We start from the raw sequence: 26296 nt of genomic DNA, 5'->3' as shown, positions 1-26296 counted from the left end.
AGCCGCCCCAATAAGGCTTGCGCCTGCTGCGCAGTCGAGCGGGAGCAAGCTCCCTCGCCACAAGAACACTCATTCTTTCGGAATCAACGCCCCCGGCACCTGAATCACCCGACTCGCCAGCCAATGCCCCGCCTCCGCCGCCTCGACCGGACTGCCTCCCAGCAAGCGCCTCGCCAGATACGCCGCACTGAACGAATCCCCTGCCGCCGTGGTATCCACAACTTTGGCAACCTTCTGCGCCGGCACTTCGAACGCCTCGCCCTCACAACGAAGCAGGCACGCCTCGGCGCCGCGCTTGAGCACCACTTCCGGCGTGCCGATCTGCGCGTACGCCTCGAACACCGCGTCGCAATCGGCAAAATGGAACAGCGCCTGTTCGTCATCGACGGTCAGCAACGCCAGATCGACATGCGGCAACACGCTGCGATAGGCCGCCCGCGCCTCTTCCTGTGAGGCCCACAGCCGCGGTCGATAGTTGTTGTCGAAGACGATCCGCGCATCGCGCTGGCGGGCTTCGATCAGGGTCTGGATCAAGCGTTCGCGGCCCTTCGCGCCTAACACCGCGAGGGTGATGCCGCTGAAATACAGCACGTCGTAGTCCGCCAGCGCCGCCAGAATCGGCTCGGCCGCTGGAGTAGTGAAGCAGTCGCGCACCGCCGCTTCATTGCGCCAGTAGAGGAAACGCCGCTCGCCGTTGGCGTCGGTCTGGATGCAGTACAAGCCGGGCAAGCGACCGGGCAGACGCTGCACCATGTCCAGGCCAATGCCTTCATCGGCCCAATTCTGGCACATGGCATCGCTGAAGCTGTCGTCGCCGAGCGCGGTGACGTAATCGACCCGGGCCTTGTCGCCGAGAGCGCGGGACAGGTACACCGCGGTGTTCAAGGTATCGCCGCCGAAGCTTTGCTGCAGGCTGCCATCGGCGCGGTGCTGGAGTTCGATCATGCACTCGCCGATCAGGGCGATGCGCGGAGTGTTCGGGCCCAGGGGGCTGAGGGTGCTCATCTTGTGCAGTCTCTGTTGATTCGCGGATGTCTGGACTGGCTCCTTCGCGAGCAAGCTCGCTCCCACAATTTGGAATGCATTCCCTTGTGGGAGCGAGCTTGCTCGCGAATGGCCACGACTCGGTCTGAAGCCTTAGAAACAAGTCTCCATGCTTTCGACCACCGCCAACTGCTCATCCACCAGCAACCCCACCCGCCACTTGTCGAACGTCAGACACGGGTGCGAGGTACCGAAGGAAATGATGTCGCCCACCCGCAACTCAACCCCCGCTGCCACGCTCATGAACGCATGCTGGTCCATCACCGCCGTCACCTTGCACGCGCCGACATCGTCGCCCACCGCCGGCAACACACCGGCCTTGTAACGCAGCAACGGCACTGGCAGCCCGGCATCGAACGCCACGTCGCGCTTGCCGAGGGCGATCACCGCAAAACCCGGCTCCGGCATCGACTGTACATGCGCCCAGACCTCCAGCGCCGGACGCAGGCCTTCGTGCAGATCGCTGCGACGATCCAGCACGCAGCATTGCGCGTCCTTATAGATGCCATGGTCATGCGCGACATAACTGCCCGGACGCAACACACTCAGGAAGCGCCCGCCGGCGTTCTGCGTTTCGAACGACTCGGCAATCAGGTCGTACCACGCCGAACCCGAGGCGGTGATGATCGGCTTGGCGATGGCGAACGCGCCGCTGTCCTGCAACTGCACCGCCAGACGCACCAGCGACGCGGCGAATTCGCGAATGCCGCTGACCGCGTGATCGCCGTGGATCACCCCTTCGTAACCTTCGATTCCGGTCAGGGCCAGCGCCGGTTGCGCGTTGATCGCCTGAGCCAGCGCGATGACTTCCTGCTCGCTGCGGCAACCGCAACGGCCTCCGACCACGCCGTATTCGATCATCACGTTCAACTTCACTCCACGCGAGGCGAAGTAGGCGCCGAGATCGGCGACGTTGTCCGGGTGATCGACCATGCAGTAGAAATCGAAATCGGCATCGGCCAGCAGATCGGCAATCAGTGCCATGTTCGGCGTGCCGACCAGTTGGTTGGCCATCAGCACCCGGCGTACACCGTGGGCATAAGCGGCGCGGGTCTGGGTGGCGCTGGCGAGGGTGATGCCCCAGGCGCCGGCGTCGAGCTGACGCTGGAACAGCGCCGGGGTCATGCTGGTCTTGCCGTGGGGCGCGAGTTCGGCGCCACTGTCGCTGACGAACTTCTGCATCCAGCGAATGTTGTGCTCCAGCGCCTCGCGGTGCAGCACCAGCGCCGGCAGGCTGACGTCACGCACAAGGTGCGCGCCAATCGCAGCGGCGCCCTTTTCCACAGCGGTATTGATGGCAGTCGTCATGGTCAAACTCCTCGCATTCAGTCGCGGCCGCAGGCGGCCGCGGTTATTCGTTGATGCGCCGGGCGAGGCTGTTCGCGCTCTCGATCAGCACCCGGCGATAGTCGTCGTAATTGTTCTTCGCATCGGCCCGTGGGGCGACGATGCACAGGGTGCAGATGGCCACGCCGCCGGGGTCTTTGACCGGAGCGGCAAAGCAATGGGTGAAGGTGTCGGCAACGCTGTCGAAGGAGAAGAAGCCGTCGATGCCGGCCTGCCGGATCTCCGCAAGAAAGCGCTCCAGCGGCAGGCGTTCGCCGTCGGGCAGGATGTAATCGTCTTCGTCGATCAGGTCGATGATTTGCTGGTCGCTCAGATGCGCGAGCAACAGGCGTCCTGAAGCCGTCCACGGGATCGGTGCGTTTTCGCCAATGTCGGAAGAAATGCGGAAATGCCGCTCGCCTTCCTTCATCAGTGCCACGGTGTATTTGCGCCCGTTGAGCAGGCACATCTGCGCGGTTTCCCGGGTCTGGCTGACGATCTCCTGCAAGGCGTGATCGGCTTCGCGACTGAGGTCGAAATGGCGCAAATGCGCCTGCCCGAGGAAGTACAACTGGCGCCCCAGATAGACGTGACCGTCCTTGCCCACCGGCTCCAGAATCCGTCGTTCCAGCAGTGACGCCACCAGTTCGTAGACCGTGGATTTCGGGCTGCCGATACCGTTGGCGATGTCGTTCGGACGCAACGGCTGGCCGATCTCCTTGAGGAAATCGAGGATATCGAACGCCCGGTCCAGACCACGGGCCCGGCGTTTGATGGTGTCTTCGGTCATGTCAGTGGTTCCCATAAGAAGTGCCGGGATGGTAACTGGCCTGAGGTGTTGTGTCAGTTGGATCGAGGCCCTCACCCCCCGCCCTCTCCCGGAGGTAGAGGGAGCCTGACCGTATCGATGTAAATGTAAGCGTCATACGCAAAATTCGCATCGATACAGATCAGTCCCCTCTCCCTCCGGGAGAGGGTTAGGGTGAGGGGAGAGCCATAACTCAGGCCTTTTTCTTGTACGCGATGCAATCGATCTCGACCTTGCAATCCACCATCATGCTCGCCTGCACACAGGCCCGCGCCGGAGCGTGTTCAGGTTTGAAGTACTCGCCGAAGACCTTGTTGAAACTGCTGAAATCCCGCGGATCGTCCAGCCATACGCCGGCACGCACCACATCTTCCAGGCCATAACCGGCCTCTTCGAGAATCGCGATCAGGTTCTTCATGGTCTGGTGGGTCTGCTCGACGATGCCGCCAACGATGATCTCGCCATCCACTGCTGGCACCTGGCCGGACACGTGCAGCCAGCCATCCGCCTCAACGGCGCGCGCGAAGGGACGTGGCTGACCGCCAGCGGCGGTGCTGCCGGTGCCGTATCGAGTAATGCTCATGGGTACTTCTCCTGATGACAAAACAAAAAATTAGAACCGCGTGCTCTTGAGAAACTCGGCCAGACGCGGCGATTGCGGGCGTTCGAACAGTTCCTTGGGCGGCCCCTGCTCTTCGATCCGCCCCTGATTCATGAACACGATCTTGTCCGAGACCTCGAAGGCGAAACGCATTTCGTGGGTCACCAGCAACATGGTCATGCCGTCTTCGGCCAGGCCCTTGATCACGTTCAACACTTCACCGACCAGCTCCGGATCGAGGGCCGAGGTGACTTCGTCGAACAGCATCAGGCTGGGGTTCATCGCAATCGCCCGGGCAATCGCCACGCGCTGTTGCTGACCGCCGGACAACTGTCCGGGAAAGTGATTGCGCCGTTCCAGCAGGCCGACCCGCTCCAGCCATTTTTCGGCCAGCACCACGGCTTGGTCCTTGTGCATTTTCTTGACCTTGAGCAGACCGAGGGTGACGTTCTGCAACGCGGTCAGGTGCGGGAACAGGTTGAATTGCTGGAAGGCCATGCCGGTCATCGCGCGATGGCGGGCGATGACTTTTTCCGCGTGACGCACGCGTTTGCCACCGACCTCGTCATAGCCGATGGACTCGCCGTCGAGCAGGATCTGCCCGCCCTGAAACTCTTCGAGCATGTTCACGCAGCGCAGCAACGTGGTCTTGCCCGAACCGCTGGAGCCGATCAGCGTTACGACGTTGCCGCGCTGCATGCTCAGGTCGACACCCTTGAGCACTTCGACCGCACCGTACTGCTTGTGCAGGCCACGGATGTCCAGCAGCGGCTGACCGTTCTGAACCTTGGAAACTTGAGCTTGAGTCATGGCAGGGCCACCCGCTTTTCAATGTGCCGGCCGAGTAATTCGATGCCGTAGTTGATGACGAAGAACAGAAAACCGGCGAACAGATAAAACTCCAGAGTCATGAAGGTCCGGGCGATGATCTGTTGGGTTCTGAGCAGTAATTCGGCGACGCCGATCACCGAGAGCAGGGTCGAGGCCTTGACGATTTCGGTGGACGAGTTGACCCAGGTCGGCAGGATCTGCCGCAACGCCTGGGGCAACAGCACGTAACCGAGGGATTGATAAAACGTCAGGCCGATTGCCTTGCTCGCTTCCATCTGCCCGCGTGGCAAGGCCTGCAAGGCGCCGCGCACAATCTCGGCGACGTGCGAACCGCAAAACAGCGTCAGGCCCAGCGCACCCGCCTGAAACGCACTGATCTGCCAGCCCAGCGCTGGCGCCATATAGAAGCAGGCCAGCACCAGCACAAACACCGGCGTGCCGCGAATCAGGTCAACGTAAAAGCGGAACGGCGCGCGCATCCAGAACTTGCCGTAGGTCAGCACCAGACCGGTGACAACACCGAGCAGCGTGCCGAACAGAATCGCCAGCGCCGACACCTGCACACTGGTCAGGAAGCCTTGCAGCAACGTCTCGCGTGCCACCCATAATTCATGCAACCAACTGGGAGATTCGTACATCGCAGCCTCCTATCGGCGAATCGCCAGACGCTGCTCGAGGTAGCGCAGCAGCATGGCAATGAGGTAACAGGCCGCGACATACAACGCCGTGGTCACCAGCCAGGTTTCGATCACCCGGTAGCTCTCGACGTTGATCTTGCGCGCGTAATAGGTCAGCTCCGGCACCGCAATCGCGGCGGCCAGCGAGGTGTCCTTGAACAGCGAGATAAAGTTGTTCGACAGCGCCGGCAGCACGTTGCGCAGCATCACCGGCACCGTGACGTAGGCCTTGACCTGCCATTCACCGAGACCGATTGCCAGCCCCGCCTCGCGCTGGCCTTTGGGGATGCTCAGCAAGCCGCCACGGAACACTTCGGTCAGATAGGCGCCCGCATACAGCGACAAGGTGATGATGAACGACGGGATCTTGTCCAGGCGGATCCCCAGGCTCGGCAAGGCAAAGTAGATCAACAGAATCAACACCAGAATCGGCGTGTTACGCACCACCGTGACGTACACCGAGGCCAGCACCCGCAAGGCGCGATGCTTCGACAGCAAGGCAAACGCCATCAGCAGGCCGATCACGCAGCCGATGGCGATCGACACCAGCGCCAGTTCAAGGCCCAGACCGAGCCCCGCCAGCAAGGTGTCGAAATCGCGCCACACGGCGGCAAAGTTCAACTGATAGTTCATGGTCAGCAGTACCTTGAGCGGGGCGATTGAGGCGCCCCGCTCTCACGGGGTCATTTGAATTCGACTGGGAAACCGATGGCCGGCGACGGCAGATCCACACCGAACCATTGCTTGAAGGATGCTGCGTAAGTCGGGAACTCGACGCCGGTCATGGCTTCGTGCAGCACGGTGTTAACGAAATTCAGCCAGTCCTGATCGCCACGTTTGACGGCGCAAGCGTAGGTCTGCGGGCTCCACGCGTAGGTCGGGCTGCGGTAGCGGCCCGGGTTCTGCACCATCAGGTATTTGACCGAAGACTGGTCGGTGGCTGCCGCATCGGCGCGACCGGAGTTCACCGCCTGATACATCAGGTCGACACTGTCGTACTGATCAACCTTGGCCTTGGGCAGTGCCTGATGCACCAGTTCTTCGGCATAGACGTTTTGCAGCACAGCCACGGTAACGCTATCACCGGCAGCCTGCAGGTCTTCGATTTCCTTGTATTTGCTGTTGGCCGGCAGCAGCAGACCGACACCTTCGCGGTAGTACGGCAGGGTGAATGCCACTTGCTGCGCACGGCTGGCGGTAACGGTGATGAACTGGCAGCTCATGTCGACCTTGTCGGTCAGCAGATTGGGAATTCGCGCATCGGACGACTGCACCACAAACTCGACCTTGTTCGGATCATTGAACAAGCCCTTGGCCACCATCCTGGCGATGTCGATATCAAAGCCCTGCAACTTGCCGTCCGCACCTTGAAAGTGCCACGGCGCATTGGTGCTGCCGGTGCCGACAATCAACTTGCCACGGGCCAGAACACTGTCGAGCTTGCTGTCGGCTGCCTGGGCCATGCCCATGACAGCGGACGAAGCCGCAAGAACAAAAACACACGCTTTGAACAACGAAGGACGGCGATGCATGGCAAGCACTCCAGGATGATGTTTATTCCGCTATACCGGAACACGGTTTGTTACTACGGAATAGACAGCAGAAAGTGTGCCACAGCTCGCGGACGAAATCGCCCGTATGTGGAACTTCAAGTTATTCAGCTGGTTAGCTAACGAGACATCTGGCACGCAGAGGCGCCGCTTTTGGACAATTCAGCGATCGTGTGGGTAGTAACGTCACATTCAAGTGCAGCGATGTGCGTATTCGATGCACGGAGAGCTTTCGCAAGGTCTCTTTTTTCGAATTGCCGTTTGTCGGATTTCAACCTCTACCTGTCAGAGTTGACAGTTGTTTCCAACGGATCCCGGAGGCCTACTGAAGTCTCTGCTCAGCAGAAACATCAATAACCGAACAAGGATGAGTGAAATGGCTAATTTGATTAAAAACGGTGACTTTTCCCAGCAAGGTGCTCATTGGAGCGCGTCCGAGGCGGACAAAGTTCATTATGAAAACGGCGATTGCGTTATTGCTTCTCCTGCATTTATCAGTCAGGAGGTGCCCACGCCAGACGGTGATGGTGGGACATTCATGTTATCCGCGCGGATGAAGACCAACCCGGGGGCAGCGGGTCGTATCACGGTGCAGGCTCACCCGACGGGTGAGCCAGTTTCACTTAATGTCGGGGGCGGGCAAAGCTGGGAAGTTCTTTCCAAGAAGTTTAAGGCCAATAACGCGACTATCAAGTTCGTAGTCAAACTGGAAGCCAACGATGGAGAAAACGGCAAGCCTGGCTCGTATTTCGGTGATGTAACGCTTTCCAAATTGAGCTGACACAACGTTTCAAGTTGATGAGCGGGTCATCGCCAATGATGACTCGCTTTTTCAATCTCTTGATCGCGTCGTCGATGAAGCGAGAAAAGGAGCTAATCGTGAGCCTGAATGTACCCCTCTCCGCTTTGTCGCCTGTCTACCGCAAAGCCCTGAAAACCTGGCGCCCGGTGATCCTGTACTTCGCCAATGAACACTGTCCTGCCTGCGAATGGGCCGGGCCGGTGTTTCGTGAGGTGGCCGAGCCGTATCGGCTCCGGGCGAACATTTACATGCTCAACACCACTGAGTCGCCGCGCCATCCACTGGTCACCGGCACGCCGACCGTGCTGTTCTACAAGAACGGCAAACTCATGAAGAAGCTCAAGGGCATCGGCACTGAAGAAACATTAAGTGAAGATTTCGCCCGGCACGTCGGCAAAACCAAAGCGCCAGCAGTCATCCGCCCACCTCGGCATGATCTGGCCTGGCTGCGGCGCACCTTGCGCACACTCTGCACCGTCCCCCGCGCACATCGATGGAACTTTTCCTGAAAGTGCCACCTAAGAGCCATCAACCGATGGCACTTTCGTTCCAAATTATCGGTAACACACAAGCCTCGGGCCGGATTGGACAAGCTCCATTCCGGCTGCTTTTCTTTTATTTCTCGGCAAGCGAACACAGGCGTCAGGTGATTTAGCCCGGCGTTGCCATGTCCCAGGAGGGATCAATGTCTTTCAAAGTCATGATGGTTTTCGGTACTCGTCCGGAGGCCATCAAAATGGCCCCCCTGGCCAGGGTTCTGCGCCAGTGGCCCGACATCCAACTGAACATCTGCTCCACCGGCCAGCACCGCGAGATGCTCGCCCAGGTGCTCGACGCCTTTGAACTGACGCTCGACGAAGACCTGCAGGTGATGACCCAGGGTCAGACCATCAACGGTCTCTCGCAGAACCTGCTCGGACAACTCGATCAAGCCTACGAACGCGTCAAGCCGGACATCGTGCTGGTACACGGCGACACCACCACCAGCTTCATCGCCGCCCTCGCTGCGTTCAATCGTCAGCTACCCATCGGCCACGTCGAAGCAGGCTTACGCACCGGCAACCTGCGCGCACCATGGCCTGAAGAGGCGAATCGACGCTTGACCGGCGTGATTGCCGACCTGCATTTCCCGCCCACCTCCAAGACCGCCGCCAACCTGCTTCGCGAAGGTGTGCCCGAGGACAACATCGAGATCACCGGCAATACCGTGATCGATGCCTTGCTGTGGATGCGCGATCACCAGCAGCAAACCAACTGGCATCCAGCCGCCGACTCGCCGTTGGCTGTCCTCGATGATCAGCGCCGGATGATCCTGATCACCAGCCATCGCCGGGAAAACATCGGCGATGGTTTCCGCAATATCTGCCAGGCATTGGCAGAACTGGCCGAGCGTTATCCCGACGTTCAGTTCGTTTACCCGGTGCACCTCAACCCGCTGGTGCAGGAAGTGGTGTATGGCACGCTCTCGGACAAACCCAACATCTATCTGATCGCCCCGCAGGACTACCCGAACTTCGTGTGGCTGATGGGCCGAGCGCATTTCATCCTCACCGATTCCGGCGGCGTGCAGGAGGAAGCCCCGGCCATCGGCAAACCGCTACTGGTGCTGCGCGATGTGACCGAACGGCCATCCGTGCTGGAAAGCGGCACCATGCTGCTGGTGGGGACCGACAAGTCCCGCATCGTCAAAGAGGCCAGCCAGTTGCTGGACGACCAGGACACCTACACCCGCATGAGCCGCGTGCACTTCCCGTACGGCGACGGCCACGCCAGCGAACTCATTGCCACTCGCCTTCATGCCTGGTTGAGTGCTCGCTCGGCGGTGGGTAGCGACGTATGAGTCTGGGTTGGGTCGACTTCTTTGCGTATGTGCTGTTTGGTCTTAAATATGTGGCGATCGCCCTCGCCCTGTTGATGTTCATCCTTGGTCTGGATGACCTGTTCATCGACCTTGTCTACTGGTTTCGCAAGCTGATCCGGCGCTGGCGGATCTACGAAAAATTCGAGCGCGCGGACGAGCAACGTCTCTACACCATCCCCGAAAAACCGCTGGCAATCATGGTGCCGGCGTGGAACGAAGTCGGTGTCGTCGGCGAAATGGCGCGCCTGGCCGCCTCGACCATCGATTACGAAAATTATCAGATTTTCGTCGGCACCTACCCCAACGACGCCGAAACCCAGGCCGACGTCGACGCGGTCTGCCAGCACTATCCCAACGTGCACAAAGTGGTCTGCGCCCGCCCCGGCCCGACCAGCAAGGCCGATTGCCTGAACAACATCATCGACGCGATCCTGCGTTTTGAAAGCGAGGCGAAAATCCAGTTCGCCGGGTTCATCCTGCATGACGCCGAAGACGTGATTTCGCCGATGGAATTGCGCCTCTTCAACTACCTGCTGCCAAACAAGGATCTGATCCAGATTCCGGTCTACCCCTACGCGCCTGAGTGGAAAGGTTTTACCGCCGGGCACTATGTCGACGAATTCGCCGAGAACCACGGCAAGGACGTCATCGTCCGTGAAGCCCTGACCGGTCAGGTACCCAGCGCCGGGGTCGGCACTTGCTTCAGTCGAAAAGCCATCAGCGCCCTGCTCGAAGACGGTGACGGTATCGCGTTCGATGTACAGAGTCTCACCGAGGATTACGACATCGGCTTCCGGCTCAAGCAGAAAGGCATGAAGTGCATTTTTGCCCGTTACTCGGTCAGCGATCCGAAGCTGGCACTGGAGCAACCGTGGGTATTCGGCATGAACCGCGAATTCTCCCAGGTGATCTGCGTGCGCGAGCACTTTCCCCGCGATCTGCAACACGCGATCCGGCAGAAGTCGCGCTGGATCGTCGGCATCGTGTTTCAAGGCACCAAGAACCTCGGCTGGAGCCGCAAGGGCCTGCTCAACTACTTCCTGTGGCGTGACCGTCGCGGGCTGATCGCCTACATGTTGAGTTTTCTGGTCAACCTGCTGTTCGTGGTCCTCATCGCGATGTGGCTGATCACCGTGATTTCCCCCGAATCGTGGCGTTATCCATCGATTCTCTCCGACAGTTCGCTGCTCTCGGCATTGCTTTGGCTCAACGGCTTCATGCTGCTCAATCGCCTGTTCCAGCGTGGCTGGTTCGTCACCCGCTATTACGGGCTGGTCGAAGGCCTGCTCTCGGCGCCACGAATGATGTGGAGCAACTTCGTCAACTTCTTCGCCAACGTGCGGGCCCTGCGTCAGGTCATGGCGATGGGCGACTCGCGACGCGTGGCGTGGGACAAGACCACCCACGAATTCCCGGCATTGACCAAGGCGCAACGCACACCGCTGGGTCATCGTCTGGTGGAAAAAGGCCTGCTCACGGAGGAACAACTGGAAGCGGCGATCACCAGCCCGGTGCGTCGGCGCCTGGGCCGCGAGCTGCTGTTGCGTGAATACATCAACAGCACCCAACTGGTACAGGAACTCGCCGAGCAGCTGGAACTGGAATGGGCACCGCTCAATCCGTTCAAGCTCGACCAGCGCCTGATCGACGCCGTGCCGCGCCGGGTCGCTTCGCACTACGGCGTACTGCCGGTCGCCGAGGAAGGCGACACTCTGGTGCTCGCCTCCGAAGGCCCGGTCAGTCAGGTATCGCTCGGTGCGATCAGCCGTCAATTGAAACGCCCGGTGCGCTGCCGACTGGCACCGCAGGGCCGGGTGACGCTGGGGATTCGTTACTGGTACGCCAGCCCCCGACAAAGTGAGGAAGTGCGTCATATGCTGCAAGTGCTTGAGCGCCATCAGGACGATGAAGACCTGCTGGAACGCGTCAGTCGCCATCAGGTACTGCTCGGCAACCTGCTGCAGGTGCGCGGCATGGTTCCGCCGACCCTGTTCAATCAAGCGCTGATCGATTTCGATGCGGAACACATGTCCCTCGGTGAACACCTGATTTCCCGCGGCATGATCACTCAGGAAGTTCTCGATCAAGCCCTGGCCGATCAGGCCAGTGAACAACAAGCGGCTTACCGCATCGTCCGGGAGGTCGCATGAATCCAGTACATCGTCACACTTTATTGATGGGCAGCCTGCTGCTCGGCCTGAGCAGCGCCTACCCGCTGCAAGCCGCGCCACTGAGCGATTTCGAACAGTTTCGCAGCTATCCCTACATGGACCGCAGCTATCGGGAAGCGAAGAAAGGCAACTGGAAAGAAGTCGAACGCCTGATGCGCCACCTGCTGGAGAAGGTTCCAAAAAATGATGAAGCTCGGGCGCTGCTGGTGGACGCCCTGGCCAAACAACGCCGCTACAAGGACGCCGTCGAAGCGTTGCCGGAACGCGACAGCGCAGCCACTCTCGACCTGCGCCTGACCTGGATCGAACAGGATCCGCCGAGCAGCACCCAGGTCGAGCAATGGATGGCAACCAGCGATCTAAACGACCGTGTGCGTCTGTGGCAGGCCTACAGTTTGAGCCTGGCCAAATTCGGCGGCGCAGCCAAGGCCCACGACTGGCTGGCGCAACTGGCGCCCAGGGGCGATGACAACATCCTGCGTCTGGCCCGCGCCAACTGGTCTGAGCAACTGCGTGACTGGAGCGGCACCATCGATCAGTTGGCCCCGCTCGCGGCACGCAAGCAACTGGATGCCGAAGGCTGGCAACGTCTGGCCAACGCCTACGTGCAGCGTCTGGACGAAAAACCGTTGCAGCAACTGCTGCAACAGGCACCAAGCCCTGACGCCGCGCGCAAGGTACGTCTGGCGATGGTCGATCGCGCCATTGCCATGGGCCACGATCAACAGGCTCAGCGCTGGTTGCAGTCATTGCCCGCTGCGGATTTGGCGGATCCGACACAACGCCAGCGGCTGTGGGAACTGGCCCGGCAGACCGATGATGCGCCCACCGTGCAGCGCCTGAGCAACGACCTGCAGCGCCCCTGCCTGGAAACCGTCGACTGGCTGTCGCGCCACGATCCTGAAGCAGCGCTGACGCAGTTACGCAGTTGCCAGCCAACCGATGATCCCCAAGCGTGGCTGGTACTCGCTCAGCGCCTGCAAGCCACCGATCTGTTGCAAAGCACGACCTTGCCGCAGCCCTGGGAAAACCGGCGACAGGCACAACTGCTCGATGTCTGGCAGGAACAGGGGCAGAGCAGCAAAGTCATGGTCTGGCTTGCGGGGCAGGAGCAGACTCCAGCGGTGGTCAAGCGTCGCGCGCAACTGGCCCAGTCCATGGGTCGCCGTACCGAAGAACAAACGCTGTGGGAATACCACTACCGTCAGACCGGCGATCTGGCTTCGCTGAATCAGGCCAGTTTCCTCGCTCTCAGCAGCGGTGATCGTGCCCACGCGCAGGAGCTGCTGGAAAACGCCTATGACCGCTTCGGCGGTCGTCTGCCGGGCACCGCCCTGCAGCGTCTGGCCGGAATCTATGCGTTATCCAAAGACACCACGCCCGCACAACAGCGGCGGATGGCATCGCTGATCAGCCAGATCGACGGCGCCAGCCGTGGCCAACTGCTTGCGCAACTGGCGGAAAACGGTCAGTGCGATGCCGTGCAGCAAGCAATTGGCAGCCACCCGCAGGCCGCCGGCGATTATCGTGCGCTCGGCCGCTGTGCAATGCCGGACCGCCCCGGTGAAGCGGTGGTTTATTACCAACAGGCAGAAAAACTCGGCGACCGCGGCAGCCGTCTGCCGCTGGCCTATGCGCTGGAGGCCGCAGGTGACTCCGCTGGTGCCTTGGCGATCTGGCGCAGCATTCCCGCCGCCGAACTCAGCGACAACGCACGTTTGACCGCCAGCCGCAGTGCGCTGAATGCCGGTGATAGCCAGACTGCCGAGGGTTACTGGCAGCAAAGCACAACCCGCGGCGCCAATGAATGGGCACTCGGCGCAGCGATTGCCGATGCCCGTGGCGACCACGCCCAGGCGTTGCAGCGCCAACGTCAGGCCTTGCAGCAAGCGCCGGATGCCGGGCATTTCTATGCCGCTTCCGTCACTGCACAAAAGGCTGGCGACTTGCCGCAAAGCAATGCCTGGCTGGCGGAAGCGGTACGTCGCGATCCGAACAACCCGCGTTACCGCGCCGATTACGGCATGCGCCTGTCCGGCGCGCCGACTCGCGAAGAACGCGCCCGGGCGATTCCGTACCTGCAGCAGGCGACCCGGGATTTCCCCGAGGATTATCGTCTCGGCGAAACTTTGGCCTGGCGCTATGACGAAGTCGAGGACAGCGCCTCGGCGCGCAAGGAATTACGCCGAATAATCGATCTGGAACAAAACCCGGTAGCCGCCGACGATGAAGATGGCAGCATGGAAGCCCGGCGCTATCGCCAGCGTCGCGCCCACGAAACGCTCTCACGGCGTGACACTTTCACCCTCGCCAGCACCTGGTCGCCTGCCGGTGTTTCGACCAACGATTTCCTGCGTGACGACAACACCAAGGGCTCACGCCGCAGCGCCAGTTCACAGAACGTGCAAGTGGCGATGTGGGACCACGCACTGGGTGAAGAACCCAGCCGCGCGGGAAGCACGCTGTCGGTCTACGGGCGGGTTTTGCTCGGTGGTCAGAGTCGCTCCAGCTACGCCGAGTCTGCCGCAGCGGGTGTCGGCCTGCGCTACAAACCGTGGGGCACGCAGAACATCAACCTCTACGCCGAAATCTACAAGCAGAGCCAGTTCGATGACCAGGACAACCATGGCCTGAGCCTCGGGCAGATGATCAACCCGCATAAATTCTCGGATCAGCTCGACGATCATCGTCAGGACGGCCACACCACTACCGATTACCTGCTACGCGCCACAGCCTCGTTCCTCGATCAGGGCCAGTACCGCAACGATTGGCGTGTCGATGAAAGCGACTGGGATGAGCGCTTTCTCTATCTTGATGCCGCATGGTGGACCAAGGCTGGCGATCACCAGTGGTTGTCGCGTTTCCAACAGGGTCATGCGTGGAAGCTGCCGTCCAACGCCGCGCAAACGATCATGCCGTATGGCTTCCTCGAATTTGCCAGTCAGGACCCGAGCAACGACTGGCGTCAGGACCTGCGCACCGGTGTCGGTCTGCGCTGGCAATGGTGGTATGACGATGACCGCTACAACGCTTACCGTTCGAAACTGACAGTGCGCACCGAGTACCAGCAATCACTGGGCGGCAATCTGTATGACGGCGGCAACGGTGTGCTGCTGGGTGTGGAGTGGAATTTCTGATGGCGCGCTGGATGCTGTTTTTCTGCCTGATGCTGGGCGCAGTGGTGGTGCGTGCTGATGAGCGCGTGTTTTATCAACCGCTGAATGTCGATGCCAGCCTCAGTCAGGCGCAGTGGCAACAAATCTGGCGAGACACCGCCCGCCAAGGCATCAGCACAGTGATCGTGCAGTGGACAGCTTATGGCGATTCGGACTTTGGCGGCACCAGTGGCTGGCTCGCCAACAGCCTGAAACTGGCTCGGGAACAGGGTTTGCAACTGGTGCTCGGGCTGAAGATGGATCCGGCCTACTACCAGCGTATCGACGAACTGGATACCGCCGGGCTCGCCACCTACTGGCAGGCACAGTTGGGTCGGTCACTGGCGCAACAGCAAACACTGCGCAAGGACTGGAAATTGCCTGTCAGTGGCTGGTATTTGCCGATGGAACTGGATGACTTCCACTTCCTGGCGACCGATCGCCGAGCCACGTTGCAACGACAGCTCAAGGCTTTCGCCGGCAAGCTCGACGCACCGCTGCACATCAGTGCGTTCAGCGCCGGCAAACTCGCACCGACGGTCAACGGGCAATGGCTGGGCGAGCTGAGTAGCGCCGATGTTCAGGTGTGGTGGCAGGATGGTGCAGGCACGGGCAAATTGTCACCGCTGGTGCGCAATGGCTATGCCAGCGCTCTGCCCTGCTCCGTGGGTATTGTGCGCGAGGCATTCCGTCAGGTCAGTGCCGAGGGCCAGCCGTTTCGTGCGGAACCTGCGCTGCCCGATGCGGCATCCACCGGCTGTCACGTCAGCGCTGTGTTTTCCCTGCGTTACCGCCCTTGGGCTCGGGTGATCCTCGACAACCAGCGCAAACAGCAAGGCAGCAATGTACAGACTCGTTGAAGAGCAGGTACTGAAGAAAACTGCGCCCGCCGAGTTGCGGGCCGAGTTCATCCAGCATGAATTCGAACGGCTGCACACGTTCAGTCTGCTGATCTACGTCGCGAGTTTCGCCATCTGGCTGGTGTTCGATCTGGTCGTCAGCTTCCTCGGAGAACAGGGATTCACCTGGCGTTCGATGGCTTTTGTCACGTTCTTTTCCACGCTGACAGTGGTCATGGGTTTCACCCGCAAGGCTCGCCATTTCGATGTGATCACGCTGCTGTTCGTACTGGGCCTGACCGTGGGCGTGCGGCTGATCATCACCGGCGTCCCGCTCGCGGTTCACAGCTCATGGCTGGTACTCGCCGCGGCGAGCATGCTCTACAGCGTATCGGTGCTGCCACTGAGTCGCTGGGCATTTTTCGCGACGCAAGCCATCATCTGGCTGGTACTCAACCCGTTCATCAATACCCCCACCACCCTGATTGAACTCAGGGGCGTGATGACCGCCTGCTACAACGTGTTTCTCTGCTCGTTGAGCATCTACACCTTCCTCAAACTGCGTGAGGCCAAGCTCTACAACTACATCATGTCCAGGCTGCTGCTGGATCAGGCCTATAACGACACGCTGACCGAAATCCCCAATCGTCGATCGTTCATGACCGTCGCGCAAAACCACCTGAAAACAGTTCCCCGCCAGCATGATCATTACCTGGCGATGATCGACATCGATAACTTCAAGAAAGTAAATGATGTGTACGGTCACGACATTGGTGATGAAGTGCTGAAGCGCGTGGCAGCCGATATCAAAACGGTGATGGCGCAGCACAATTTCGCGCGTCTGGGTGGCGAGGAGTTTGCGATTTATCTGGCGGGTGTGCGGCGCGAGGATGTCGAGGCCCTGGCTGGCAAGTTGTGCCGGGTGATTCGCGAACAACCGACACAGCACCCGGTCACGATCAGCATGGGTGTGGCCCGGGTGGAAGATGGCGACACCTTGAATCAGGCACTGATCAAGGCGGATGAAGCGTTGTATGAGTCAAAGCATTCGGGCAAGGATCGCTTTACTTTTCATCAGTGATTTTATGGCGCAGGACAGATTGCATTCGCGAGCAGGCTCGCTCCCACTGTGGAATGTGTTCCAGAGTGGGAGCGAGCCTGCTCGCGAAAGGAGCGCCCAAGGATTACTCGATTTCACGCACCAGCAACACCCGCGTCACCCGCCGCTCCTCCACCGCCATCACGGTCATCTGCCAGCCCTCGCACTGCAATCGATCGCCAATCATCGGCAAGCGGTCCAGCAGGCTCATCACCAACCCGGCCAGCGTTTGGTAATCCTCTGTTGGCTGCGCACCAAACCCGGTACGTTGGCGAACACGAGTCAGGTTCAACGCACCGTTGACGATGAACCCGCCCTGTTCTTCGATCACATCCGGACCTTCGATTTCGCTGGCATCGGGCAATTCGCCGGCAATCGATTCGAGGATATCGGTCATGGTCAACACGCCAACGAAGTCACCGAACTCGTTGACCACGAAGGCAATGTGGGTCGACGCCGCACGCATCTGCTCCAGCGCATTGAGGATCGAATAGCTGTCGAGCAGGTTGATGGTCTTGCGCGCCAAGTGCTCCAGGTTCGGCTCGGCACCGGCCAGGTATTCCTTGAGCAGTTCCTTCTTGTGCACGAAGCCCAAGGGCTCATCCACCGCGCCGTTGCGAATCAGCGGCAGACGTGAATACGATGAGTGCATCAATTTTGTGCGAATCGTCTCGGCGTCGTCGGCCAGATCGATGGTGTCGACGTCGGCGCGCACGGTCATCAAGTTCCGAATCGGACGCTCGGCCAGTTGCAGCACGCCACTGATCATCACCCGCTCGCGGCGGTCGAACAGCTCCGCACTCGGTGCTTCGCCGTCATCCAGCAGGTCGGAGATTTCCTCGCCGACCTCCTCCACTTCCAACTTGCGCCCGCCCAGCAGGCGCATCACCGCATGGGCCGTACGCTCACGTATGGGGCGCAGGCCTTGCATCGAACGTTTGCGCCGGGCCCGGGCAATCTGGTTGAACACCTCGATCAGGATCGAGAAACCAATCGCCGCGTACAGATAGCCTTTCGGGATGTGGAAGCCCAGGCCTTCGGCCGTCAGGGCAAAACCGATCATCATCAGGAAGCCCAGACACAGCATGATCACCGTCGGGTGCGCGTTGACGAAGCGGGTCAACGGCTTGCTGGCGACGATCATCAGACCGATGGAAATGATCACCGCGATCATCATCACCGCCAGTTCATCCACCATGCCGACGGCGGTGATTACCGCGTCCAGCGAGAACACCGCGTCGAGCACCACGATCTGCGCGACGATTGGCCAGAACAGCGCGTAAGCGGCGTTGCTCGAGCGCTGGCCGACGTGGCCTTCGAGTCGTTCGTGCAGCTCCATCGTCGCCTTGAACAGCAGGAATACACCACCGAACAGCATGATCAGGTCACGGCCGGAGAAGCTCTTGCCGAACACCTCGAACAACGGCTGCGTGAGGGTGACCAGCCAGGAAATACTCGCCAACAGGCCCAGGCGCATGATCAGCGCCAGCGACAGGCCGATGATCCGCGCGCGATCGCGCTGATGCGGCGGCAGTTTGTCCGCCAGGATTGCGATGAACACCAGGTTGTCGATACCCAGCACCAGTTCCAGCACGATCAAAGTCAACAAGCCTAACCAGGCCGTGGGATCCGCTAACCATTCCATAAAATGTCTTGATCTCTCGTCAGTGAATTCAGGCTGCCGGGCACGGCAAAGTGCAACGCGAAGGCTCTGATGCCGCGTTGTCAACGATAGTCGGGAGTCGGAAAACCGGATGCTGCGAGTGCGTCAAGACCGCGCCATGGCGCGAGGAGAAAGTACGACTGGGAGGCTCCGAGAGGGTGTTCATGCAAATCCTGAATGAAAAATGGCCTTGGAGCGTACAGGCTCAGGGCACATTTTCTACAGCGGCAAATCATTTCAAAATCTGTAAGAGCAGAAGAAATGTGTTTTTCCTGTTAGCCCTTTCGCGAGCAAGCCCGCTCCCACAGGGGTTATTCGTCGGACGCAAGTTCTGAGTTCAAAGAGGGGCCAATGTGGGAGCGGGCTTGCTCGCGAAGGGGTCATCAAACACGCCAGATCATCGCCCGGCAAAACGCAACCGCGACAACTGCCGCAAATCCCCTTCCACGTAGTAATCATTGGTCCAGCTGTCATCCACCGCCAACGGACTCACTTGCTTGAGCTCGAGTTTTTTCGCGAAATAGCGAAAACGGTAATGCTCATAGAAACGCAGCAACTCCAGGCCATAGCGGTCAGCCAGATCGGTGTCGCCACGAATGATCAGGAAGTTCTCGTCATTGCCGTTACTGGCTGACGTACTGAGGTTGTGACTGCCGCTGATGATGGTCGGCGCATCGGTGGTGAAGTCGGTGACTACGGCTTTGGTGTGCACCAGCAGGTTGCCCTTCTGGCCTTTCATGCTTTCCTTGAGCCAGCCTTCCAGCCCGGTATTGAGTAATGCCGTGGCGGCGAATTCGGCTGTGCGGTCGGCATGAAACCCGGTGATGCTGCTCGCGGTGTTTTGCAGACCGTAACGCAGGATGTCGTCATGCGGTTTGCCGAGCAGCGCGTTGAGAATCATGTCCGGCAGGGTAAAAGCCGTGACGAACAATACGTCCTTTTTGGCCGCCTCGATGATTTCGACGAACTCACGCAAATCGCCACCACCGCTGCGTGGCGAGAACCCGGCAAACAGCGGCTGCGTTGGGTCCATCGGGTTATGTTGAGTAATCCAGGTACGCGTCGCGCCGACATCGGTGGGGTTGGCCCAGACTTCTTCGAAGGTTTGCAAATAACGCGTGGCAATCGTCACGTCGTCGAGCGTATGCACCACGTTAGCCTGGCGATACACGCCATTGGCCGTGAAATTGGTACTGCCGCAAAGCACCGCCTGCGGTTGGCGCTGCCCGCTGCCATCGACACGGCTGAGGACAATAAATTTATCGTGGAAGATCTCATGAGTGACGCGAGCGCGCTTGTTTGCCGCCGGCAACTTCGCCAGGTTCGCTTCGTTCAGGGCGGTATCGGAATCATCAGGTCGAGCGTGGTACAGCACACGCACTTGAACCCCGCGGGCGAACGCCGCGTTCACCGCATCGATGATCGCCTGCAACTGATACTCGTAGATCGCGATATCCAGCGCCCAATTGGCGTCGACAGCGCGCTCGATGTACCCGAGCAAACGCTCCAGCAGGCCGTTCTCCAGCCACAGTCGTGCCGCATCGGGCCAGGCTTCGATGGGCAGGTTCTTGTTGGCGCTGATCTGCGCGTCGAGCTCGGGAAACTTGCGCTGGAAGGCCTGACTGGCGGCCACGGCGCGGTTGAAGATCACGCTTTGGTTGGCCGGATGACCATCGTCACTGCTGATGCTCAGCTCCAGCGATTCGCCCAGTTGCGGTGCATCCGCCGTGCCGTAGGCCAGATGCACGCGATAGTGCATCGTTGTCCCCGGATCCACCGCGTAATCGGCCCAGCGGAATTTCTGCAAAGGGGCCTTATCGCTGGGCGTGGCGTGATACTGGGGGAAAGTGTGAGCCTTGCCGGGAAACGTCAGGCTGTTGAACAGGAACAACCACGGCCTGTCACCCTGCTGCTTCTCGATGGCGAAGCCGAGCAGGCCTTTGCGTCGGGGCTCGGCGAGGTCCATGGCGAGCAACACGCCGTTGGTGCCGGCGTAGGCTTTGACGCGAAAATCGTCCTGAGGATTGGCGACCAGTACCCGCATGATTCACTCCTTGTGATTGGGCTGGGGTGGAGCATAGAGCAGCGCTGCAAGTTTTGATGAAATCCGTTTGAACCGAGGTGACCTCTTCGCGAGCAAGCCCGCTCCCACAGGTCAAGCAGCGTTCACATTCCTTGTGGGAGCGGGCTTGCTCGCGAAGAGGCCCGCTCAGGCATCACAGATCATCAATGTGCCGATAATCCACATTCAGCGCCGCCGCTAATTCCCGCGCCCGTGCCAATCGGATGGGCCCGCGCTCAATGTCGATCAACAATCCCGGACACTCCAGCGCCGGCATCGACGGCAAGGCTTTCAAACGCCCATCCGTGACCACCAGCAAGCGCTGCTGCTCGGCCGGAAAGCGCTTTTGCCGCTGCACCAGCCACTGCTGCGCCTGCGCCAACGCCGCCACCAATGGCGTGCCGCCGCCAGCGCCCAACGCCTCCAGCCAGGTGCGCAAGCTACTCGACGCCTTCAAACCCTGAACCTGCCATTTCGGCGTGGTACCGCTGGCGGTCAACAGTGCCAGCCGTGCCCGTTGCCGATAAGCGTCATCGAACAATTGTGCGAGCAGGCCTTTGGCATCACTTAATGCCTGATGCCGACGCGTCGAAGCCGACGCATCGACGATCACCAGCCACAACTCATGGGGAGAACGAGTGCGCAACTGGAACTGCAAGTCCTCACGGGTTTGCGGGCGGCCGTTGAGCAGCGTTCCCGGCCAGTTCACCAGGCCGCTGCACGCGGCGTGGCGCTTGCCCTGGCGTCCGTGATCGAGGCGTCCGGCGCGGGGTCTGGCATTCGCCCCCGCGTCGGATCGGGGACGAATGCCGGTTACTTTTTTGGCCAGCTCGGCACTTCGCGGCGGGCGCCCGTGGCCAGTGCCGGGGCGGGCATGTCGCCCCACTGCCCCTGGCCGTCACTTGGTTCGGCTTGGGTATTGGCTGAGTTCTGCGCGGGAGGCTGCGGGCTGGACGAAGACGATTCACGACGGCGATGACGCAGGGCAAATTCCGCCACCGCGTCGATGTCTTGCTCGGCAATCGCTGCAGCACCACGCCACGCCGCGTGAGCACGGGCGGCGCGCAGCCAGACCAGATCGGCACGCAAGCCATCGACGCCGGCCGCAAAGCAACGCTCAGTGATGCTCGCCAACGCATCGTCGTCCAGCGGAATGCTCGCCAAGGCGATGCGCGCCTGTTCGCAGCGTTCGCGCAGCGCTTGCTGCTGTGCTTCCCACTGCGCGCAGAACGCCTGTGGATCGCTGTCGAAATCCAGTCGGCGGCGGATAATCTGCCCGCGTTCGGTCGGCGCGGTGTGGCCGCTGAGAGCGACGTTCAGGCCGAAACGGTCAAGCAGCTGAGGCCGCAATTCGCCCTCTTCCGGGTTCATCGTGCCGATCAAGACGAACCGCGCCGAATGCCGATGGGAGATGCCGTCGCGTTCGATCAGGTTAGTGCCGCTGGCCGCCACATCAAGCAGCAGATCCACCAGATGATCGGGCAGCAAATTCACTTCATCGACGTAGAGCACACCACCGTCAGCCTTGGCCAATACACCGGGAGAAAACTGCGCACGGCCTGCGCTCAGCGCCGCGTCGAGATCGAGGGTGCCGACCAGACGCTCTTCGGTAGCGCCCAGCGGCAGCGTGACGAACTGCCCGCTCGCCAACAGATCGGCGAGGCCACGGGCCAGGGTCGATTTGGCCATGCCGCGCGGGCCTTCGATCAGCACGCCACCGATTTTCGGGTCGATGGCGGTGAGGCACAGCGCGAGTTTCAGGTCATCGGCGCCGACCACGGCGGAGAGCGGGAAATGCGGGGTGTCGGTCATCTTCAATACTCGGTCATGGTCGGAGTGAATGCATTTCAATGTAGGAGTGAGCCTGCTCGCGATAGCGGTGGGTCAGCGACAAATAGGTTTGCTGATACACCGCTATCGCGAGCAGGCTCACTCCTACAAGGGATTGTGGTGTGTCAGGTGTCTTCTTCTATATCCAGCAGCAGGTTTTCCAAGGCCTCTTTGTAGGCCCCGGGTTCCTGCCACATCCCGCGCTGCTGCGCTTCCAGCATGCGCTCGGTCATGTCGCGCAGCGCATGCGGATTGTGTTCGCGAACAAAATCCCGGGTCGCCGGATCGAGCAAATAAGCGTCGGCCAGCAACGCGTACTGATGATCGTCAATCAGCTGCGTGGTGGCATCGAAGGCGAACAGGTTATCGACCGTCGCCGCCAGCTCGAACGCGCCTTTATAGCCGTGGCGTTTGACCCCGTCGATCCATTTTGGATTGGCCGCCCGCGAGCGGATCACCCGGTTCAGTTCTTCTTTCAGGGTGCGGATTTTCGGCAGATCCGGCTGGCTGTGATCGCCGTGATAACTGGCCGCTGCTTCGCCGCGCAGGGTTTCCACCGCCGCGAGCATGCCGCCCTGAAACTGGTAATAGTCGTTGGAGTCGAGCAGGTCATGCTCGCGATTGTCCTGGTTCTGTAGCACCGCCTGCACCTGGCTCAGACGCTGGACGAACTGCTCGCGGGCGGCGGTGCCTTCGTCAGCACCGCCGTAAGCGTAGGCACCCCAGTTCAGGTAAACCTCGGCCAGATCCTCGCGGGTCTGCCACAGGCGCCCATCGATCGCGCCTTGCACACCGGCGCCGTAAGCCCCGGGCTTGGCGCCGAAGATCCGCCAGCCGGCCTGGCGCCGCGCCGCATCGGCATCCAGCCCGGATTGCAGCAGCGCTTCACGCTCAGCGCGCACTTTCGCCGCCAGCGGATTGAGGTCATCCGGTTCGTCCAGCGCCGCCACCGCTTGCACGGCCGCGTCGAACAGGCGAATCAGGTTGGCAAAGGCATCGCGGAAGAAGCCCGAGACCCGCAGCGTGACATCGACCCGTGGCCGGTCGAGCAGGCTCAGCGGCAGAATCTCGAAGTCATCGACGCGCTGACTGCCGGTGGCCCACACCGGACGCACGCCCATCAGCGCCATGGCCTGAGCGATGTCGTCACCGCCGGTACGCATGGTCGCAGTGCCCCACACCGACAGACCGAGCTGACGCAGGTGATCACCGTGATCCTGCAAGTGGCGCTCAAGGATCAACGTGGCGGACTGGAAACCGATGCGCCACGCGGTGGTGGTCGGCAGGTTGCGCACGTCCACCGAGTAGAAGTTGCGCCCGGTGGGCAACACGTCGAGACGGCCACGGCTGGGTGCGCCACTTGGGCCGGCGGGGACAAAGCGACCGCCGAGGGCGTCGAGCAGGCCGCGCATTTCAGCGGGACCGCAGGCGTCGAGGCGTGGGGCGACGACTTCGCGCAGGTTATCAATGATCGCGCTCACTTCAGCCCAACACGCCCCTTGTGGGAGCGAGCTTGCTCGCGAAAGCGTCGTGTCAGTCGTCATTGATATACCTGACCCACCGCTTTCGCGAGCAAGCTCGCTCCCACAGGGGATTTGTAGTGTTTGGGAAATCAGTTGGGTGGCGAACAGTTCGAGCCGTTCGCGGGTGTCGCCGGCGCTGCGCCAGACTTCGTCGCTGACGTTATGCAGCTCTATCGGACGTGGGCCGTTCCAGGGATCAGCGAGCGCACAATCCAGCGGATCAAAGCCCAATTCAAACGCCTTGGCCAACGCCCGCAGTAAACTCGACTGCGCGCCCTTGCCGTCGCCACGCGGAATGCGCAGCAAGGCCAGCAGCGTATCGATGCGTAAACGTCCGGTCGGCGACTCGCCGAAAATGTGCAGGCCATCGCGAATCTGCGATTCCTTCAGGTCACATAAATAGGTGTCCAGACGCGGCAGCCAGATCGCTGCATCGGCGTCGCTGTCCAGACCGGCGTCGAGTTGCAGTTCGCGGTCGATCTGCGTTTCGCGCACCAGTTGCAGAATGTCGCGCTGCAACTCCCGCGCACGACGCGGATCGAGCAGTTGCGCCTCGTAATATTCGTCGGCCAGCAGCTCCAGATTGCGCAACGGGCCGTAGGTTTCGGCGCGGGTCAGCGGCGGCATCAGGTGGTCGATGATCACCGCTTGCGTACGCCGTTTGGCCTGGGCGCCCTCGCCCGGGTCATTGACGATAAACGGATAGATGTTCGGCAGCGGCCCGAGCAGCGCGTCCGGCCAGCAATTCTCCGAAAGCCCCACGCCCTTGCCCGGCAGCCATTCGAGGTTGCCGTGCTTGCCGACGTGAATCACCGCGTGGGCACCGTAGGTGTTGCGCAGCCAGAAATAGAACGCCAGATAGCCGTGCGGTGGCACCAGATCCGGGTCGTGGTACACCGCGCTCGGATCGACCTGATAACCGCGCGCCGGTTGAATGCCGACGAAGGTCAGGCCAAAACGCAGACCGGCGATCATCATCCGTCCGTCACGGCACATCGGATCGTTTTGCGGCGTGCCCCAGCGTTCCAGCACTGCCGCGCGATTGGCTTCCGGCAGCGCGTTGAACATCGCCAGATAGGCGTCCATCGCCAGGCTTTGCTGGCACGGACGCAGGTCAATGCTATCGAGGTCATTGCTGACGCCGCCGAGCAATTGCTGGATCAACGCGGTGCCGCTGTCCGGCAACTCAGCCGTCAACGGGAAGCCTTCCGCCTGCAACGCGCGCAGGATATTCAACGCTGCCGCTGGTGTGTCGAGACCGACGCCATTGCCGATCCGACCATCGCGGGTCGGGTAGTTAGCGAGGATCAGCGCGATGCGTTTTTCCGCGTTCGGCAGCCGCGCCAGATCGCTCCAGCGCCGGGCCAGTTCGGCGACGAAATCCATGCGTTCGGGTTGCGCCCGGTAGCAGACCACATCGGACTGGCTGCGCTCACTGCGCCAGGCCAGATCCTTGAAGCTGATCGGCCGGCTGATGATGCGTCCATCAAGTTCCGGCAAGGCGATGTGCATCGCCAGATCCCGTGGCCCGAGGCCCTGCTCGCTGTCGCGCCAGCCCGGTTCGTTGTCCTGAGCGCAGATCGCCTGAATCACCGGAATATTGCGCCGGAACGGCCGCAGATGCGGGGCTTCCGGGCTGGATTGCGCGAAGCCGGTGGTGTTGAGAATCACCGCCGCCTCGACCTCATCCAGCCAGTCCTCGACCACCGACAGGCAGCCGGGCTCTTTCAGGCTGGCGACGGCAATCGGCAACGGATTAAGCCCCGCCGCCTGCAAGCGCTGGCAGAACACATCGATGAACGCGGTGTTGGCCGCTTGCAAATGCGAGCGATAAAACAACACCGCCGCGACCGGTTGACCGGGCAGCCATTCGGCTTGCCAGTCGCTCAGTGCGGCGGTGTTTTTCTGTGGGTGGTAAATCGCCGTACGCGGCAGCGCTTGCGGCTCGCCCCAGGCGTAATCCCGCGCCAGCCAGCGGTTGGCCAGACAACGAAAGAAATCCAGCGCATTGCCCATGCCGCCCTGACGCAGGAACTGCCAGAGGCGGTCGCGATCTTCGGCGGGCACGGTGCTCAGGTCGCTGAGTTCCGGGTCGGGACGGTCATCACCGGGCACCAGAATCACCTGCACGCCGCGCTCGGACAATTCCACCAGACGCTCGACACCGTAACGCCAATAGGCGATGCCGCCGTGCAGCGAAATCAGAATCACCTTGGCGTGACGCAACACCTCATCGACATATAGATCGACCGAGGCGTGATTCTGCACCTGCATCGGATTGGCCAGGCGCAGGCTCGGGTAATCCTCGGGCAATTGCTGCGCCGCTTCGGCGAGCAGCGCCAGGCTGGAATCGCCGCTGCACAGGATCACCAGCTCGGCGGGGGTTTGTCCAAGGTCGGCAATGTTGTCATCCGACACGAAACCGCCGGGCTGGGTCCTGAGCAGGTGCATGGC

At 61.0% G+C, this 26296-nt stretch carries 20 protein-coding genes; 7 read left to right on the top strand and 13 right to left on the bottom strand.

The window, feature by feature from the left end; all coding sequences use genetic code 11:
- Positions 1-69 precede the first annotated feature (69 nt).
- The 8 genes from AC27VU_RS03385 to AC27VU_RS03350 all read right to left on the bottom strand — a co-directional run bounded on the left by AC27VU_RS03385 (position 70) and on the right by AC27VU_RS03350 (position 6819).
- A complete protein-coding gene (locus AC27VU_RS03385) occupies positions 70-1005 on the bottom strand; it encodes a sugar kinase (protein ID WP_488723400.1) in 936 nt (311 codons plus the stop codon).
- 132 nt (positions 1006-1137) lie between these two features.
- Positions 1138-2352, bottom strand: coding sequence for an amino acid deaminase (locus AC27VU_RS03380; protein ID WP_488723399.1), 1215 nt, complete (start codon positions 2350-2352; stop codon positions 1138-1140).
- A 43-nt stretch (positions 2353-2395) separates the two neighbouring features.
- Positions 2396-3160, bottom strand: a complete 765-nt coding sequence (locus AC27VU_RS03375) for an IclR family transcriptional regulator (protein ID WP_047598577.1) — start codon at positions 3158-3160, stop codon at positions 2396-2398.
- Positions 3161-3371: 211 nt separating this feature from the next.
- Positions 3372-3761, bottom strand: a complete 390-nt coding sequence (locus AC27VU_RS03370) for a RidA family protein (protein ID WP_007912330.1) — start codon at positions 3759-3761, stop codon at positions 3372-3374.
- A gap of 30 nt (positions 3762-3791) precedes the next feature.
- Positions 3792-4589 (bottom strand): amino acid ABC transporter ATP-binding protein, encoded by a 798-nt coding sequence (locus tag AC27VU_RS03365; protein WP_473019809.1) that lies wholly within the window; start codon positions 4587-4589, stop codon positions 3792-3794.
- Positions 4586-5248: an amino acid ABC transporter permease gene (locus AC27VU_RS03360; RefSeq protein WP_488723398.1), complete on the bottom strand. Its 663-nt coding sequence runs from the start codon at positions 5246-5248 to the stop codon at positions 4586-4588. The genes AC27VU_RS03365 and AC27VU_RS03360 overlap by 4 nt, the downstream gene beginning before the upstream one ends.
- Positions 5249-5257: 9 nt before the next feature.
- A complete protein-coding gene (locus AC27VU_RS03355; RefSeq protein WP_003225455.1) occupies positions 5258-5920 on the bottom strand; it encodes an amino acid ABC transporter permease in 663 nt (220 codons plus the stop codon).
- Positions 5921-5970: 50 nt separating this feature from the next.
- Positions 5971-6819, bottom strand: coding sequence for a transporter substrate-binding protein (locus AC27VU_RS03350; protein WP_003225457.1), 849 nt, complete (start codon positions 6817-6819; stop codon positions 5971-5973).
- A gap of 394 nt (positions 6820-7213) precedes the next feature.
- Here AC27VU_RS03350 and AC27VU_RS03345 point away from each other — a divergent pair, with 394 nt between their 5' ends.
- The 7 genes from AC27VU_RS03345 to AC27VU_RS03315 all read left to right on the top strand — a co-directional run bounded on the left by AC27VU_RS03345 (position 7214) and on the right by AC27VU_RS03315 (position 16746).
- Positions 7214-7618: a hypothetical protein gene (locus AC27VU_RS03345; RefSeq protein ID WP_262143417.1), complete on the top strand. Its 405-nt coding sequence runs from the start codon at positions 7214-7216 to the stop codon at positions 7616-7618.
- 98 nt (positions 7619-7716) lie between these two features.
- Positions 7717-8148 carry a thioredoxin family protein gene (locus tag AC27VU_RS03340; protein ID WP_262143416.1) on the top strand — a complete coding sequence of 144 codons (432 nt, stop codon included), beginning with the start codon at positions 7717-7719 and terminating at the stop codon, positions 8146-8148.
- Between the two features lie 176 nt (positions 8149-8324).
- Positions 8325-9479 carry a non-hydrolyzing UDP-N-acetylglucosamine 2-epimerase gene (gene wecB / locus AC27VU_RS03335; RefSeq protein WP_045122482.1) on the top strand — a complete coding sequence of 385 codons (1155 nt, stop codon included), beginning with the start codon at positions 8325-8327 and terminating at the stop codon, positions 9477-9479.
- Complete coding sequence (gene nfrB / locus AC27VU_RS03330) at positions 9476-11650, top strand: cyclic di-3',5'-guanylate-activated glycosyltransferase NfrB (protein ID WP_262143415.1); 2175 nt, start codon at positions 9476-9478, stop codon at positions 11648-11650. The genes wecB and nfrB overlap by 4 nt, the downstream gene beginning before the upstream one ends.
- Positions 11647-14808, top strand: a complete 3162-nt coding sequence (locus tag AC27VU_RS03325; RefSeq protein ID WP_488723397.1) for an NfrA family protein — start codon at positions 11647-11649, stop codon at positions 14806-14808. Before nfrB ends, AC27VU_RS03325 begins: the two co-directional genes overlap by 4 nt.
- Complete coding sequence (locus AC27VU_RS03320; RefSeq protein ID WP_488723396.1) at positions 14808-15686, top strand: DUF4434 family protein; 879 nt, start codon at positions 14808-14810, stop codon at positions 15684-15686. The genes AC27VU_RS03325 and AC27VU_RS03320 overlap by 1 nt, the downstream gene beginning before the upstream one ends.
- Positions 15670-16746: a GGDEF domain-containing protein gene (locus AC27VU_RS03315; protein ID WP_488723395.1), complete on the top strand. Its 1077-nt coding sequence runs from the start codon at positions 15670-15672 to the stop codon at positions 16744-16746. Before AC27VU_RS03320 ends, AC27VU_RS03315 begins: the two co-directional genes overlap by 17 nt.
- A gap of 103 nt (positions 16747-16849) precedes the next feature.
- Here the strand turns inward: AC27VU_RS03315 and AC27VU_RS03310 are convergent, their stop codons facing one another.
- The 5 genes from AC27VU_RS03310 to cobN all read right to left on the bottom strand — a co-directional run bounded on the left by AC27VU_RS03310 (position 16850) and on the right by cobN (position 26293).
- Complete coding sequence (locus AC27VU_RS03310; protein WP_488723394.1) at positions 16850-18409, bottom strand: TerC family protein; 1560 nt, start codon at positions 18407-18409, stop codon at positions 16850-16852.
- Positions 18410-18824: 415 nt separating this feature from the next.
- Positions 18825-20471: a phospholipase D-like domain-containing protein gene (locus AC27VU_RS03305; protein ID WP_488723393.1), complete on the bottom strand. Its 1647-nt coding sequence runs from the start codon at positions 20469-20471 to the stop codon at positions 18825-18827.
- Between the two features lie 172 nt (positions 20472-20643).
- A complete protein-coding gene (locus AC27VU_RS03300) occupies positions 20644-21375 on the bottom strand; it encodes a vWA domain-containing protein (RefSeq protein WP_488723392.1) in 732 nt (243 codons plus the stop codon).
- Entirely contained in the window at positions 21303-22301 is a 999-nt protein-coding gene (locus tag AC27VU_RS03295; RefSeq protein ID WP_488723391.1) for a magnesium chelatase ATPase subunit I, read from the bottom strand. The genes AC27VU_RS03300 and AC27VU_RS03295 overlap by 73 nt, the downstream gene beginning before the upstream one ends.
- A 143-nt stretch (positions 22302-22444) precedes the next feature.
- Positions 22445-26293, bottom strand: coding sequence for a cobaltochelatase subunit CobN (cobN, locus tag AC27VU_RS03290; protein WP_488723390.1), 3849 nt, complete (start codon positions 26291-26293; stop codon positions 22445-22447).
- Between the last annotated feature and the right edge of the window lie 3 nt (positions 26294-26296).

It is taken from the genome of Pseudomonas sp. 14P5.3.2, assembly GCF_057799175.1.
Note: the sequence above shows the minus strand (reverse complement) of the source record. Positions and strands in the feature narration are given on the sequence as shown.